General features: G+C 41.1%; 13 protein-coding genes. 10 read left to right on the forward strand and 3 right to left on the reverse strand.

The window, feature by feature from the left end:
• Positions 1 to 68: 68 nt before the first annotated feature.
• Positions 69 to 629 carry an Npun_F5560 family protein gene (locus H6G18_RS18720; RefSeq protein WP_190408609.1) on the forward strand — a complete coding sequence of 187 codons (561 nt, stop codon included), beginning with the start codon at positions 69 to 71 and terminating at the stop codon, positions 627 to 629.
• A gap of 667 nt (positions 630 to 1296) precedes the next feature.
• Here the strand turns inward: H6G18_RS18720 and H6G18_RS18725 are convergent.
• Positions 1297 to 1650 (reverse strand): STAS domain-containing protein, encoded by a 354-nt coding sequence (locus tag H6G18_RS18725; RefSeq protein WP_190408610.1) that lies wholly within the window; start codon positions 1648 to 1650, stop codon positions 1297 to 1299.
• 539 nt (positions 1651 to 2189) lie between these two features.
• On the opposite strand from H6G18_RS18725, the gene H6G18_RS18730 reads away from it, so the two are divergent.
• Complete coding sequence (locus H6G18_RS18730) at positions 2190 to 2819, forward strand: DedA family protein (RefSeq protein ID WP_190408611.1); 630 nt, start codon at positions 2190 to 2192, stop codon at positions 2817 to 2819.
• A gap of 60 nt (positions 2820 to 2879) precedes the next feature.
• Here H6G18_RS18730 and H6G18_RS18735 read toward each other — a convergent pair whose 3' ends face one another.
• On the reverse strand, positions 2880 to 4082 hold the full coding sequence (locus tag H6G18_RS18735; protein WP_190408612.1) for an argininosuccinate synthase: 1203 nt from the start codon (positions 4080 to 4082) through the stop codon (positions 2880 to 2882).
• Between the two features lie 273 nt (positions 4083 to 4355).
• Here H6G18_RS18735 and H6G18_RS18740 point away from each other — a divergent pair, with 273 nt between their 5' ends.
• Positions 4356 to 4913 carry a PEP-CTERM sorting domain-containing protein gene (locus H6G18_RS18740; protein WP_190408613.1) on the forward strand — a complete coding sequence of 186 codons (558 nt, stop codon included), beginning with the start codon at positions 4356 to 4358 and terminating at the stop codon, positions 4911 to 4913.
• 252 nt (positions 4914 to 5165) lie between these two features.
• Positions 5166 to 5705, forward strand: a complete 540-nt coding sequence (locus H6G18_RS18745) for a PEP-CTERM sorting domain-containing protein (RefSeq protein WP_190408614.1) — start codon at positions 5166 to 5168, stop codon at positions 5703 to 5705.
• Between the two features lie 131 nt (positions 5706 to 5836).
• On the opposite strand, the gene H6G18_RS18750 is transcribed toward H6G18_RS18745, so the two are convergent.
• On the reverse strand, positions 5837 to 8002 hold the full coding sequence (locus H6G18_RS18750) for a PhoX family protein (RefSeq protein WP_190408615.1): 2166 nt from the start codon (positions 8000 to 8002) through the stop codon (positions 5837 to 5839).
• A gap of 452 nt (positions 8003 to 8454) precedes the next feature.
• Between H6G18_RS18750 and H6G18_RS18755 the strand changes: the two genes are divergently transcribed.
• From H6G18_RS18755 to H6G18_RS18780, 6 genes are all read left to right on the forward strand, one after another.
• Positions 8455 to 9423 carry a glycosyltransferase family 2 protein gene (locus tag H6G18_RS18755; RefSeq protein ID WP_190408616.1) on the forward strand — a complete coding sequence of 323 codons (969 nt, stop codon included), beginning with the start codon at positions 8455 to 8457 and terminating at the stop codon, positions 9421 to 9423.
• A gap of 245 nt (positions 9424 to 9668) precedes the next feature.
• Complete coding sequence (locus H6G18_RS18760; protein ID WP_190408617.1) at positions 9669 to 11051, forward strand: AAA family ATPase; 1383 nt, start codon at positions 9669 to 9671, stop codon at positions 11049 to 11051.
• Positions 11041 to 11598 (forward strand): hypothetical protein, encoded by a 558-nt coding sequence (locus H6G18_RS18765; protein ID WP_190408618.1) that lies wholly within the window; start codon positions 11041 to 11043, stop codon positions 11596 to 11598. Before H6G18_RS18760 ends, H6G18_RS18765 begins: the two co-directional genes overlap by 11 nt.
• A 128-nt stretch (positions 11599 to 11726) precedes the next feature.
• The gene (rpsB, locus tag H6G18_RS18770) at positions 11727 to 12524 is read left to right on the forward strand and encodes a 30S ribosomal protein S2 (protein ID WP_190408619.1); all 798 of its coding nucleotides are present in this window, start codon (positions 11727 to 11729) and stop codon (positions 12522 to 12524) included.
• A 342-nt stretch (positions 12525 to 12866) separates the two neighbouring features.
• The gene (gene tsf, locus H6G18_RS18775) at positions 12867 to 13808 is read left to right on the forward strand and encodes a translation elongation factor Ts (protein WP_190408620.1); all 942 of its coding nucleotides are present in this window, start codon (positions 12867 to 12869) and stop codon (positions 13806 to 13808) included.
• Between the two features lie 225 nt (positions 13809 to 14033).
• Positions 14034 to 14858 (forward strand): hypothetical protein, encoded by an 825-nt coding sequence (locus H6G18_RS18780; protein ID WP_190408621.1) that lies wholly within the window; start codon positions 14034 to 14036, stop codon positions 14856 to 14858.
• Positions 14859 to 14923: the final 65 nt, after the last annotated feature.

Genomic DNA, 14923 nt, shown 5'->3' on the forward strand with positions numbered 1-14923 from the left:
TGCCAAAAGCAGTACTATTGCAGTTAGACATAAGGTTCGACATTCGTCAATGGGAACTGTAAGCCACCGTGATCCAAACTGACACACCCAACATCCAAGCTCTATCGACGGAAATATCGCAGCTGCGTCAAGAACTACAGCTTCGAGATCAACTAGTGCAACAGCTATCTCAAGAACTTTTCCGGCTAGTCAAGGGCAACACTAATTTTATGCCCCAACGGTCGGAATCTGAGTATGATTTACGTCAGTTACAGGCATTGCGAGAGCAGTTACAAGCTGTTGAACAGCAAGTGACGTTTTATCAAGAGCAAATTACATCTCGTGATACCGAAATTTACCAACTGCGCCAGTCTGTACAAGAACTCACAGACCGCAGCCGAATGTTAGAGCAAGTAGTACAGGAATTACCTCAAATTTACCGTCGTAAGTTTGAAGAGCGCATGGCTCCAGTCAGAGAAAAAGTAGCGATGCTCCAGCGAGAAAACCGCCAATTGCAAGCAGAACTCCAAAGTGTCAGTTACCGCCTAGCGCTCAAAACTCGTACTTCTAGCCACAGTGGCATTGATTTACCTAATTTCCCTCGTCCAGTATCGGGACAAGACAATGTACCTAGTGTGCAGAATGCTTGATTTTGTTTAGACTTCCCCCATATCAGCACTTAAGGAAATATCATATCCTCTCGTTTTTGCTTAATATTCATTCTTAAAAGTCTACTGAATAGACTTTGATTGCATGGGTTGGAAATATTTTTTGTACTAAAATTACTAAATATTTAGTAGCTATTTATCTATTATGGCTGATGTGAGTTGAAAGCTGAAACAACATAGTCTCGTTCATAGCACTAGAGTTTACGAAGCAAACTAAGTCCGAGACCTTTGATATTGGTTTGAGAAATTTTATTTTAATTCAGATAAAGCGTCTATTACTTACTAATTCTTCAATACTTGGGGATAACCCGATTATTAAAATTTTACCAAGTATATAGTATTTCTACTAACTTCACGAGTCACCTATCCGGTGCAGTATGGGTAGCAAAGAAGATTAAGTCAACTTTAGCTATTTCCCACTGCACCTGCTTTGATCAGTAAAACGATTGTATGATTGTTTAACTGATGTCAAAGTCCCTTGTGTTCGTTAAAGCATAGGCTGACACTTCTCTTATGAGATGCTACTTATCAGTAAAGTTTTATCAGCGAAGATAGATGCAATCACAGGTAATGGTGAGAAAGGGTAGTTATTAGCTAAAGGAATTCAATTCTTATTGATATTGCCATCTATCTATCGTATGATATTGAATTAGCCCACCAACGAGAGGCTTTGATCATTGACGAGGGTAAGGATGTCTTCGTAAGTGTCAAAAATTTCAAATACAGAGTCTAGTTGAGTAAGTTCTAAAATCAATCGTACTGGAGTTTGTACATTGCACAGAACCAAGCGGCAACCAAGTTGGCGCGCTGATGTCAGTCCCGTCACCAGTGAAACTAACCCTGAGCTATCCATGAAATCTACCTCTGCTAAATCAATTATCCAGAGTTGATGAGGTTGAGAGCCTGCCTGAGTCATCTGTTCAGTTAAAGCCAAGCCACCCTGCAAATCTATGCTGCCTTGGGGCTTAAACAAAACTACTTGTGGTTCTTGAGTAAGAGTCATAAATTTAACTAAGTATACTGCACACTTAACAAAAGCAGGAAACGGAAATTAATACTGGTTAAATCTCATCTGCAAAATTGCTGTTATATTCGCATAAGCGTAATTTAACAACCATGCAGTAGACCAATTGTCTGTCAGTATTTATTCCGTATAATTTATGTTAACTTTTCTCAATATAGGCACAAACGCCTAATGATTTCAGTATCAATCGTATCTTTTACATAATTTTTATATTTTTATAGGGCTTTTATAAATTTTTCATAATTAGTAGTTGATTTATGCTTATGATTGTGCATTTGTGTTATTAACTGCTGTATATTTGATTGTCAATATTTAATAAGTAATAGATATAATAGATTCAAATTTATTCTATCGGCAAAAGCGGCTTCCTTCATCAATAAAAGCAAGGGAGCAAGGAGAATGCTTGATTCGTCTCCCCTGTCCCCTACCCTTTTCCCCTTGCCTCTTCGTTGACACCCCAGCCATAAACGAGCCAAGATAAGCTATATGGTAAACAATTGTAAAGACGGCGGTGCGGGATGTCTCTTGAGCTGATTTCACTAGAAAACATTCAGGAGTTTGCCCATCAGTACGGTTACTGGGCTATTTTTTTAGGAATTTTACTAGAAAATTTGGGTCTTCCCATACCCGGTGAAACCGTAACTCTAGTGGGTGGATTTTTGGCTGGTAGTGATGAATTGAGTTACTGGCTAGTTCTCAGTGTCGCCGTTACTGGAGCCGTAATTGGCGCTACTTTCGGCTATTGGATTGGTAAACTAGGCGGTTGGCCTTTCTTACTACAAATAGGAAAAATTTTTCGGATATCTGAAGAACGACTATTAAATATCAAAGAACAATTTAGTCAAAATGCTGCTAAAGCTGTATTTTTCGGGCGCTTTTTTGCATTATTAAGAATTTTTGCGGCACCATTAGCTGGTATAGCTGAGATGCCTTTTGGAAAATTCTTCGCTTATAACCTAGCAGGAGCAACTGTGTGGGCTAGTTTGATGGTGACATTAGCCTTTTTTGCGGGTAAAGTTATTTCCCTTGAACAATTGGTTGCTTGGGTAACTCAATTTGCCATTGTGGCTGTATTAATACTTGCAGCGTTGATTTTTGTGCCTATATGGCTGGAGTCTCGCCAAGTTAAACGTGCGGCTGAAGAGTAGGGAGTGGGGGAAGATGGGAGAATTTTTATCCTCCTTCCTCATCCCCTTAATCCCTTATCCCTATTCTCTGTTCTGCTGCGCCCAGATACGAGTTGGTAATCCCCACACGTAAATGAAACCTTCGGCTGCTTTGTGGTCAAATTGGTCTTCAGCACCGTAGGTTGCTAAATCAGGCGTGTAGAGTGAATTATCACTCCAGCGTCCGACGATAGTGGCGTTACCCTTGAACAGTTTCAATCTGACAATTCCCGATACCCTTTCTTGGGTCTTTTGAATAAAAGCATCTAAGGCGGCTTTCAGGGGACTGTACCAGAGACCGTTGTAAACTATTTGGCTGTAGGTCTCTTCAATGCCTCGTTTGTAATGGCTAACGTCTGCGGTTAATGTCAGGCTCTCTAAGTCACGGTGAGCTTGAATTAGCACCAACATCGCTGGGGATTCGTAAATCTCTCGTGATTTGATTCCCACTAGTCTGTTTTCAATCATGTCGATGCGTCCGACACCGTGGCTACCCACTAGCTGATTAAGTTCTTGGATGAGTGCTACAGGGTCTTTAGGTATACCGTTGAGAGTAGTAGGAAGACCTTGAGTAAATCCTATTTCAATGTATTCTGGCTCATTGGGGGTGTCGGCGATCGCCTTTGTCATTTCATAGATTTCTTCTGGTGGCTCAAATTTGGGATCTTCCAACGCACCAGCTTCAATACTGCGACCAAGCAAATTCTTATCAATGCTGTAAGGCGAAGACTTTTTCACGGGTGAGGGGATACCAAACTTCTCACCATAGGCGATAGTTGCTTCCCGACTCATACCCCATTCCCGCGCTGGGGCGAGAATCTTCAAATTAGGATTGAGCGCAGTACAAGAGACATCAAAGCGTACCTGATCGTTACCCTTACCGGTACAACCATGTGCGATCGCATCAGCACCGTATTTTGCCGCAGCTTCGACTAATATCTTAGCAATCAACGGACGGGCTAAAGCAGTTCCTAGAGGATAGCGATTTTCGTAGAGGGCGTTGGCCTGAATCGCGGGAAAAGCATAATCTTTAATAAAACTTTCTTTGACATCCGCTACTAGGGATTCACTTGCACCCGATTTTAGTGCTTTTTCTCGGATTGGTTCTAATTCATCTCCCTGGCCTAAATCTGCTGCTAGGGTAATTACCTCTTCTACTCCCCACTCATGCTTCAAGTAGGGAATACAAACGGAGGTATCTACTCCACCAGAATATGCCAGAACAACCTTTTTGGCGCGACCCATTGCTTTCTCCAGTTAGGAAAACAAATAATGAGTCATTATTATATCTAACTACACCGTGTATATTTTTTTTGTGCAACTGATGATTGGGAAATTTATTTTTTGCTGAGGGAGCGATCTCTACGACGATGCTCCGCCTACGCTAAAAGACTTTGTAAGATATTTGTAATCGGCTTAACCATTTATTCTCTGGTTTTTAACCTCCTGTCGTTGGTTCAAAGCTTATTTAAGTGAAATCACAACAATATTCACTTTTGAAATTTGGAGCTTTGTCTGATGAAATTAACCAAAAATTTTGGCATTGCTACTTTTGCTCTTGCTATCTCTTTAGCTACTTTTGAAGCTAAAGCAACACAAGCAGCTGTAGTTAATTATAATTTCGCTGTTAATGCCACATCTGGCAGCAATCCGGGGCAGTACTTTGGTTCTTTTGGCTATGATGACTCAAACTTAAATCGCATAGGTGAAGAGAACTTAGATGTTAACAATGGATTATTATTTATTACCTTTGATTACTTAGGTACTACGTATACAGAAATAGATGATATAGAATACTCTATAGGCGGAGGCCCTTTAGTCAGCTTTAGAGATGGTGAACTTTTAGGACTGAGCTATTTAGTTGAGAATCAGTTTTTTATCGGTGGCGATTTAGATACTCCATTCACTGGAGGAAATAGATTTTATACCACTACGGACTTCTTGTCTGCGGAGGAAGTCGGTACAGTCAGTTACTCTACAGTACCAGAACCCTTGGCGCTTTTTGGAACAGCGATCGCCACTGTTACTGGATTTTTGGTGAACCGCCAGAAAAAAAATAACCAAATGTCAGCATAGCTTGTTATTTTCTTACCTTTATAGTACAATTGTACTCACAAGAGAAATCCTGATTGAATCCCACCCCACTGTTACAGTGGGGTTTTTATTTTGAGTTCCTCGCACTATTAATTGTTGTTATTACCGTAATTTCACGGTCAGGCTATTTGTATTTAACCCTGAGTTTGATATTCCTTAACCTCTTGTCATTGTTTGAAAGCTTATTAAGTGTAATTGCGTAACGATTCACTTTTTAGACTTGGAGTATTTTTGATGAAATTAGCTAAGAGTTTGAGTGTTGCTACCCTTGCGGCAATTTCCGTTGCAGCTGCTGGAGTTAAACCAACACAAGCTGCTATCGTTAATTACAGCTTCACTGTAGATGCTACATCTGGCAGCAATCCTGGTCAGTACTTCGGTTCTTTTAGATATGATGACTCATTCTTGACTGGTTTAGGACTTGAAACATTAGGAGTTGAAAATGGACTAACAGTTGCATTCAACTACTTGGGTACTACTTATACAGAGGCAGACGATATTGATTTTGACCTTTTCCCCATCGTTAGCTTTAATGATGGACAGCTTCAGGGACTCAGCTATTTTGTTGCAAACCAGTTTTTCATCGGCGATGAAAGTGATCTAGATGTAGGTGGAAACAAATTTTATTTGGTTGACGAATCAGTAATTACCACACAAGTAGGTACTGTCAGTTACAGTCAAGTGCCAGAACCCTTTGCAGTTAGTGGTATAGCGATCGCTACTACTGTAGGATTATTTATGAAGCGTAAGAAAAAAGCCGCAGTAGCAAGCTAGAAACAATGTTTTAAATATTGTGAGCTAGGCAGGTTTTGTACCTGTCTTTTTTTATAAAAACAGAAACATAAAAATAAAGAGACGCTGCAATGCAACGTCTCTTTATGATTGATTAACTAGAAAAATCTAAATTACAGACCGCCGATAACACCACCATCGTTACGGGTAATTACTACCGTTGCAGAACGGGGACGGCCTGGCAGACCATAACCTTGACTGTAAGGCCAGTGGCTGTTCTGGGTTGGATTCGCGGTAGTCCCACCATCACCAGGGTGCTGGATGCCGACAAACATCGCTTTGCCATCAGGTGTAGTGATGACACCAGTTACTTCACAATCAGTAGGGCTAGTTAGGAAACGTCTCACCTGTTTGGTGTTGGGGTCAGCACACGACATGGTGTTACTACCGATGTTGATTAGGTCGCCCACACCATCACCGGAGTGGTCAGTTTGAATCCAAAGACGACCGAAGTCATCAAACCAGAGACCATCTGGTGAACTGAAATCATCACCGTTGATATTGCCTTGAAGGTTGGATTCAGTTCTTTGGCTATCACCAGCTTCCACGAAAATATCCCATTTGAAGGTAGTAGTTGCAACACTGCGTCCATCTTCGCGCCAGCGAATGATGTGACCATAACGGTTATCAGGACGGGGGTTAGACGCATCTACAGGAGGACGCGCACTACCTGCGGTTGTTGAACCGTCTGGTTGGTTAACAGATTCGGTTCCTGTTCCACGGCGGTTATTGTTGGTCAGGGTGCAGTAGACTTCGATCTCTCTAAATCCAGCAATCCGAGGACGTACAGCTACCCATTCTGGTCTATCCATCATGGTCGCGCCGACTCTATCAGCAGCCTGACGTGTTTTAACCAATACTTCAGCTTGGTCTCTGAAGCCATTTTCTGGTGTTAAACCGTTTTGTCCATGAACTAGAGGTAGCCACTGACCAGTGCCGTTGTCATTAAATTTGGCAACATAAAGAACACCAGTATCGAGTAAATCGCGGTTAGCCTCACGATTTCTAGGATCATAGGGTTGGGCGCAAACAAACTTGTAAATGTAATCGTTGCGCTCGTCGTCACCCTGATAGAACGCTACACGATTATTGTCATCAACAACAACCTGAGCGCTTTCATGCTTGAAGCGTCCTAAGGCTGTACGTTTAACTGGTGTGCTTCCGGGAGTGTATGGATCGATTTCTACTACCCAGCCGAAGGTGTGGGGTTCGAGTGGGTTGGTGCGGTTGTTGAAGCGTGGGTCAACTTCATGCCAACGATAGCCAAAACCATTGGCAGAAAGACCGTAACGATTTTGCCCTGCCAAGATTTCTGAATCTGCAATCCCTGGAGTAGAAGCTAAAGGTTCACCGTTGTTACCGAAGTAACCGTTCCAGTTTTCCTCGCAGGTTAAGTAAGTACCCCAAGGTGTGTAACCATGAGCGCAGTTGTTTGCTGTACCGTAAGCGGTGAAACCGTCGTTTGTACCAATCTCAACAGAACCGTCTGGGTTGATAGCAAACTTCTTGGACTTCAACAAATCACTACCAGCCGCAGGGCCGGAAATTCGCATTGGGGTGTTGGCAGTAATACGGCGACCATACTCAGAATTGCGCTCGAAAGTCCAGTCGTTACCATTCTTGGTAATTTGTACGACAGACACGCCATGAGCAGCCTGAGATTTACGTACCTTCGCAATTGTGACCGGACTCAGACCTTCGGAACCATGTAGAATCGATTCCTGGGTGTACTCATGGTTTACACACAACAGTCCAGTGTTTATGTCCTGGTTTAAAAAGCTTCTTAATGATCTAGCTTGTGAACCAACTGTCCGACCAACAGCATTCCCACGTGATAGAGGGAAATAGTGCATACCATCAACGTGCATACCATACTGCATTTCTTGAGCAGCAGCATCTTGGGATGCGTCTGGCAACCAGTCTGGTGCGGTAGGCATGATTGGGTCTCCCCAAGCAATCAACACTTTGGCTGTGTATCCTTCGGGAACACTAACCAAGTCCTTTTCCAGAAGTCCTGTAGCTGGGTTGAGTAGGTTTGGGGGAACACTCTTGAAGCCAATACCCGCAAATCCTGTTCCTTTGGGAATTGGAGATGCTTGAACACTTTGGAGAAGGCCGCCAATAGAAACTTCACCGACAACAGTTAGCACTGATGCACTAGCTGCTGTGAAGATGAACTTACGGCGACTCATACTCATACGGTCAATTACATCACGAATTGACTCGTTACCAGATGGGTTGATAGTGCGATTATTTTTAGGGTGAAAGCGTCCTTTCATTCTGAGTACTCCACTTAAAGTTCACAATTTTTGCTATTCATCTCATTGCTTGATAGCAATGGCAATTGAGTAAATAAAACTCTACGGATTTACATAGATCACTCAGAAACATCTCGATTATTCATGTATTTTTAACGGTAAGATTCCGTAACAAATACAGGTAAGGCGAGTTTTAATGCTTACAGTTATGATGTTTGTCAAGCTTTTAGCTAATTTAGGTAGTTAGTGTTAACATCAGGTTATATATTGATTAATTAGAATTTATTAACAGAGATATTTTGGAGTAAAAATATATTTTTTGCGGAAAAATACTTACTTGAGCATGAATGTATATTGATATGTTGAAGACATGATATTAGATACATTAGTAATAATACTGAAGTAAATATCTCCCTCCGTAAGCAAAGTCAGATAAGGAACAGTCTGAAGTACCACACTGTCCTATTCTGGATATGGGTAGTAATGTTGTGGGTGAGACCGTGTTTATTAGTGTTGTGATACCGACTTACGATCGCCAGCCGATTTTGGAAAAGTGCCTCCGTGCCTTAGAGAGGCAGCAACTTCGAGCATCAACTGTCATCAAAGACTATGAAATTGTTTTAGTGGATGATGGTTCTACAGATGGCACATTAGAGTGGTTAGCAACACACAAAGAAGAATTTCCCCATGTACAGTGTTTTGAGCAAGATCATGCAGGGCCGGCTGCGGCTCGTAATTTAGGTGTGGAACAGGCACAAGGGGACATCATTATATTTATAGATAGTGATTTAGTAGTCCTGGAAAATTTCTTACAAGCTCATGCAGATGCGTTAGTGCAGGGGCAAGAAAAATTAGGGAGCGATCGCCTCTTTACGTATGGTGCAGTAATTAATACTTGTAATTTCGATAATCCCACGGCTGAACCTTATAAAATTACAGACTTTTCCGCCGCTTTTTTTGCTACAGGAAATGTTGCCATTCCTAAACATTGGTTGGAGAAAGCCGGATTATTTGACACTGGCTTTCAACTCTACGGTTGGGAAGATTTAGAATTAGGTGTCAGGCTGAAAAACCTCGGACTACAACTAATTAAATGTCCTGCGGCTGTAGGTTATCACTGGCATCCGCCATTTAATTTAGAGCAAGTCCCCAACTTAATAGATAAAGAAATTCAACGCGGGCGCATGGGTGTTTTGTTCTACAAAAAACATCCTACATGGGAAGTAAGGATGATGATTCAAATGACATGGTTACACCGTGTACTTTGGGGGATTCTTTCACTTAATGGTGCATTGAATGAAAAAACAATGGCTCCTCTGTTGCAGTGGTTGATTAAATCTGGTAAACCCCAGTTAGCTTTGGAAATCGCGCGAATTTTCCTCAACTGGTACAACGTTAAGGGTGTCTATGAGGCTTATTCCCAAATGCAGAAAGTGTCTTAAATATTGGCGTTGTTGATTAAAAAATTAATTTGCCTCACACAAAGGCGCATTTGCCGTAAGGCATTCCCACAGGGTAGACGCGAAGTTACAAACCTGTAGGGTGGGCAATGCCCACCACAACCATATTTCCGATATTGAGATTAATACTATAGTTGTAGATATTGAAGCGATCGCAGCGTCATTACCATATTTCCATTAAGACAGGGATAATTAAGATAACAAGATAAATAGAAGAGAGTAGCATCATGAGTTCATCTCATTCTAGTAATGGTAATGAAAACGAAACAGCTAAAGGAATAACAAGAATTTCTGTTAGTGGTTATAAGTCACTTTATGATGAATGCAGCATAGAAATACGTCCATTAACCATTCTTGCAGGTGCTAATAGTTCAGGCAAGTCAAGCATCATACAACCGTTATTGTTGATGAAACAAACTCTAGAAGCAACTTATGATCCTGGGGCTTTGTTACTTAATGGTGCTAATGTTAAGTTTACATCAGCAGAACAATTATTTTCTCATTTACCTGGTAAAGAACGTATTCGGAGGTTTGCAATTGGTATAGTAATAGAAAATAATCAATCTGTTAAAAATATCTTTACTAAGATTCCTAGACAACCGATTGACTTGCAGGAAATGATAGTTGAGGACAATAAGAGTAAAGTTTCACTGTCAACTGATACATTACCAGGAGATATAATTAATATCCTACCTGAACAACATTCACGATTTTATAAAATTCTTAAAGAATCAGATGTTCTACAGGAGAAAATATCTTTTATTATTTCTAGAAACCGTTGTTTCTTAGAATTTGTTCTATTTGATTTAATAAATCAAAAAAAAATGATGGATTTGAGTCCATTGATAAACGCTATAATTCCCGACTATACCGAATTATTCGGTAGGCATATTCGTAAAGTTATACATATACCAGGATTACGAGGAAATCCAGAACGTAATTATAAAACAACTGCGGTAGGTGATGAATTTCCTGGCACATTTGATAACTATGTAGCAAGTATAATTAATTACTGGCAGAAATCTAGAGATAAACGTCTGAAAGAATTAAGCAAAGGGCTGGAAATTATTGGACTCACTTGTAAAGTACAAGCTAAACAACTTGATGATACACAGGTAGAGCTTCGAGTTGCTCGTCTTCTTAGAAATTCTGATAATGAAAAGGATATGGTCAGCATTGCTGATGTTGGCTTCGGGGTGTCTCAGACTTTACCTGTATTAGTCGCCTTACTTGTAGCAGAACCAGGACAATTAGTTTATATTGAACAACCAGAAATACACTTACATCCTCGCGCTCAAGTTGCTATGGCAGAAATATTAGCTAACGCAGCAAAACGAGGTGTAAAAGTAGTTGTAGAAACACATAGTGACAGATTAATTTTAGCAATTCAATCTTTAGTTGCTGAAGGCAATTTATCACCAGATTTAGTAAAACTGCACTGGTTTATACGTCAAGAAGATGGTATAACAAAAATCAATAGTGCTGACTTAGACGAAACTGGTGCTTTTGGAGATTGGCCAGAAGATTTTGGTGATGTATCTCTACAATTAGAAAACCGTTATTTAAGTGCTGCGGAAGCTCGTTTAATGCAAGGTATACATGGCGAATAAAATAAGCAAGCGTCTTGTCATAGATGCTTCTGTGGCACGTGCGGCTGGGGGTGAAGAGTCTACTTATCCAGCTTCAGTACATTGTCGAGATTTTTTGAAGGCTGTTTTAGATATCTGCCATCAAGTAGTAATGACACAAGACATTAAAGAAGAATGGGATAAACATCAATCAAAATATTCTCTTACATGGCGGCGACAAATGGTAGCCAAGAAAAAATTTAAATTTATAGATATATCTATTAATAATGAATTATGGAATCAAATAGAAACTCTCGCTGCTACAGAGAAACAATGTCAAGCAATGATTAAAGATTTACGGTTAGTTGAAGCAGCTTTAGTAACAGATAAAATTGTCATATCGCTTGATGACAACACCGCTAGAAAATTTTTTAGCGAGGCATCGGCTAAAATTGATGAACTAAAAAATATTGTTTGGGTAAATCCAGATAAAGTAGAAGAAGAACAGCCGATCACATGGTTAAAAGATGGTGCAGTGGTAGAAAGCGATCGCCTACTAGCGAATTACCAAAACAAACGGATAGGTTGACATAGTTGGTTGACCTGTGTGTTACCCTAGTATGGCTAACCAAATTCCGCACATCTGGGAATTCGGGTGTTTCCCATGAGGAAATACACCCAGGTGGAGGTTTAACCCGAATAGGAGTTACAAAATATATGCCAGTCGTTTCATTGGCTCAAATGATGGAGTCTGGGGTTCACTTTGGGCATCAAACCCGACGTTGGAACCCAAAAATGTCTCCCTACATTTACACCTCTCGCAATGGTGTACATATCATCGACTTGGTGCAAACAGCCCAGTTGATGGATGAGGCTTATAACTATATGCGATCGCAGTCTGAGCAAGGGAAGAAATTTCTCTTCGTTGGTACAAAGCGTCAAGCAGCAGGTATTATTGCTCAAGAAGCCGCTCGTTGTGGTTCCCACTACATTAACCAGCGTTGGTTGGGGGGAATGCTCACCAACTGGGCAACTATCAAAACCAGAGTAGACCGCCTGAAAGACTTGGAGCGTCGGGAAGAAAGCGGCGCTTTAGATTTACTGCCGAAAAAAGAAGCGTCTATGCTACGGCGGGAACTGGCGAAACTGCAAAAATACTTGGGCGGCATTAAAACAATGCGGAAAGTACCCGATGTTGTGGTAATTGTAGACCAACGCCGGGAGTACAACGCAGTTCAAGAATGTCAAAAACTGAGTATTCCCATTGTGTCCATGTTGGATACAAACTGCGACCCAGACGTAGTAGATATACCTATCCCAGCTAATGACGATGCTATCAGATCAATTAAGCTGATAGTTGGTAAATTGGCCGATGCCATTTATGAAGGCCGTCACGGTCAACTGGATGCAGAAGAAGAGTACGAAGATTACGAAGGCTCTGAGGAAGACTACGATTACGATGAAAGCGGGTATACCGACGCGGTGATTCCCGACGACGAAGAGGAAGCAGAATAAGCCAAATTGTGGGATGAGGGATGAAGTTTACAAGCTTACACTTCAGAGTTCATCCTTCAGGCTTGAGATTTCATCGCTTTTTCTTCCCCAGCCCTGAGTAAGATAGAAATACTCAACACACTTGCATAGTGCTGAGTCCTGATTAATGAGTGCTGAGTATGATCCCAAAAAAAATGTTTAGAGAAATAAGTCAGACAAAATTGCTTGTTTCTCAAACAAAATAATAGGGAGTAAAAAAATAGGTGCTGATTTTTTAGCATCTACTCAGCACCCCGTACTCTTAACTCAGCACTATTTTAGTGAGCGATTACAACTCAAGGTCAAGTTAGGAATTGAGGCAACATGGCGGAAATATCTGCAAAACTCGTCCAAGAGCTACGCCAAAAAACTGGTGCTGGCATGATGGACTGCAAAAAAGCGCTGAAAGAAACTGAAGGCGACATCGAACAAGCCATAGATTGGCTGCGGAAGAAAGGTATCGCTTCTGCGGGTAAAAAAAGCGATCGCATTGCGGCAGAAGGTCTAGTAGACACCTACATTTTGCCTGGTGGTAAGGTGGGTGTACTGATAGAAGTTAACTGCCAGACAGATTTTGTCGCCCGTAACGATGCTTTTAAAGCTCTAGTTAAAAACCTAGCTCAACAAGCAGCAACTGCTGATAATGTTGAGTCTTTGCTAGGTCAACCCTATATTGAAGATGCTAGCGTTACTGTAGATGAATTCATCAAACAAACTATTGCTAGTTTGGGTGAAAATATTCAGGTACGGCGCTTTATCAATTTTGCTCTAGCAGATAAATCAGGAGTAGTAGACAGCTACATTCACACTGGCGGTAGAGTTGGTGTGTTAGTTGAATTAAACTCTAAATCTGAAGCAGCAGCATCTGACGAAGAATTCCAAAATTTGGCACGAAACGCAGCTATGCAAGTTGCAGCTTGTCCCAATGTTGAGTATGTCAGCGTAGACCAAATTCCTGCTGAAGTCGTCCAGAGAGAAAAAGACATCGAATCTGGTAAGGAAGATTTGGCGAATAAACCAGAGAACATTAAAGAAAAGATAGTTCAAGGACGGATTGAAAAACGCTTGAAAGAAATGACTCTGGTAGATCAGCCTTACATCCGCGATCAAAGTATTTCTGTGGAAGACTTAGTGAAGCAGGTTAAGGCAAAAGTCGGCGAAGACATTGAAGTAAGCCGCTTTGTGCGCTACGTTCTGGGTGAAGGCATTGAGAAACAAGAAAGCAACTTTGCTGAAGAAGTCGCTGCCCAAATGGGTGGGAAGTAATTAGTCAATAGTCAATAGTCATTGGTGATTAGTTATTAGTTAACAAATGAGAGATTTTGGACAACTGAGAACTAACAACTGACTATTGACTCTTATTAAGCAGGTCAAGCAAATCGCCTGACCTGTATTTTTATTTATCAGTTATATTAAATTTTTTCGTTGGTTATTTTAAAATAATTGCGTACATTTGTACCATAAGTAGGTTCAGGTGGACAAACACAAGATATGGGAAGAGCAATTGAGCGAATTGAACAGGATATAGCAGTTTTACAAGAAGCGATACAAGCGATCGCCTCAGAACTCCACAGCGCTTATGCTAGTTATCTGGGCGTTTTGGGTCAAGCACTAGGGAAGCAGTTAATTCTGGCGAGTTACCATCTGTGTACACAAGGGTATCCCGAAAACTTTTTGAAGTTATCGTTAAATCAACGGCAGCAATTACAACAAGCCATTCGTAAGTTGGGTAAACAGGCAGCTGAACTATTACTGGCTCAATTGATGAGTCAGGGAGTAGGGGAAGATGAGGTAGATGAGGGAGTAGGGGAAGATGAGGAGGTAATATCTGTTGCTTCGGCTTCTCAAGTTTATGTATTGGATACTTCTAATCCCGTAGAACTGGCAAAGTGGCAACAGCATCTAGAAGAAGAAACCCAACGAACATTGAGAAAGGTTTCTCATGAAGCTAATGTTCTACTGCAAAAAGCTAACGTTTTACCCCAAAAATTACCAGAACCCATTTTAGAAGCAGCTGCGGCTGCATCGGAAGCTTCTGCGGAAATGATGCCAGGGCCGCCTAATCTTTTAAACTTGGTTATTGAAATTGAAAATGAGCAAGATGAAGAAGAATCAAGCCTGACACAAATCACGACAATTAATTTAAGGTTAGGAGAAATAGAATTTGCTGACCCAGCCCTTTCCTCCAGTCGCAAGCAAATTCGTCACATCTTAGGAAAGCTCAACCAACTAGGAAGAGAGTATCAAAAAAAGCAAAGAGAACGTTCAATTGCCGAAGCTGAAGCCGCATGGCGTTCCAGTTGGTATGAGGATTAGTCAATAGTTCAAAGTCCACAGTCCAAAGCTGTGTTGACTGTTGACTGTTGACTGTTGAATGTTGA

The sequence above is a fragment of the Anabaena subtropica FACHB-260 genome, assembly GCF_014697105.1.
In the GTDB taxonomy this organism is placed as follows: Bacteria; Cyanobacteriota; Cyanobacteriia; order Cyanobacteriales; family Nostocaceae; genus Trichormus; species Trichormus subtropicus.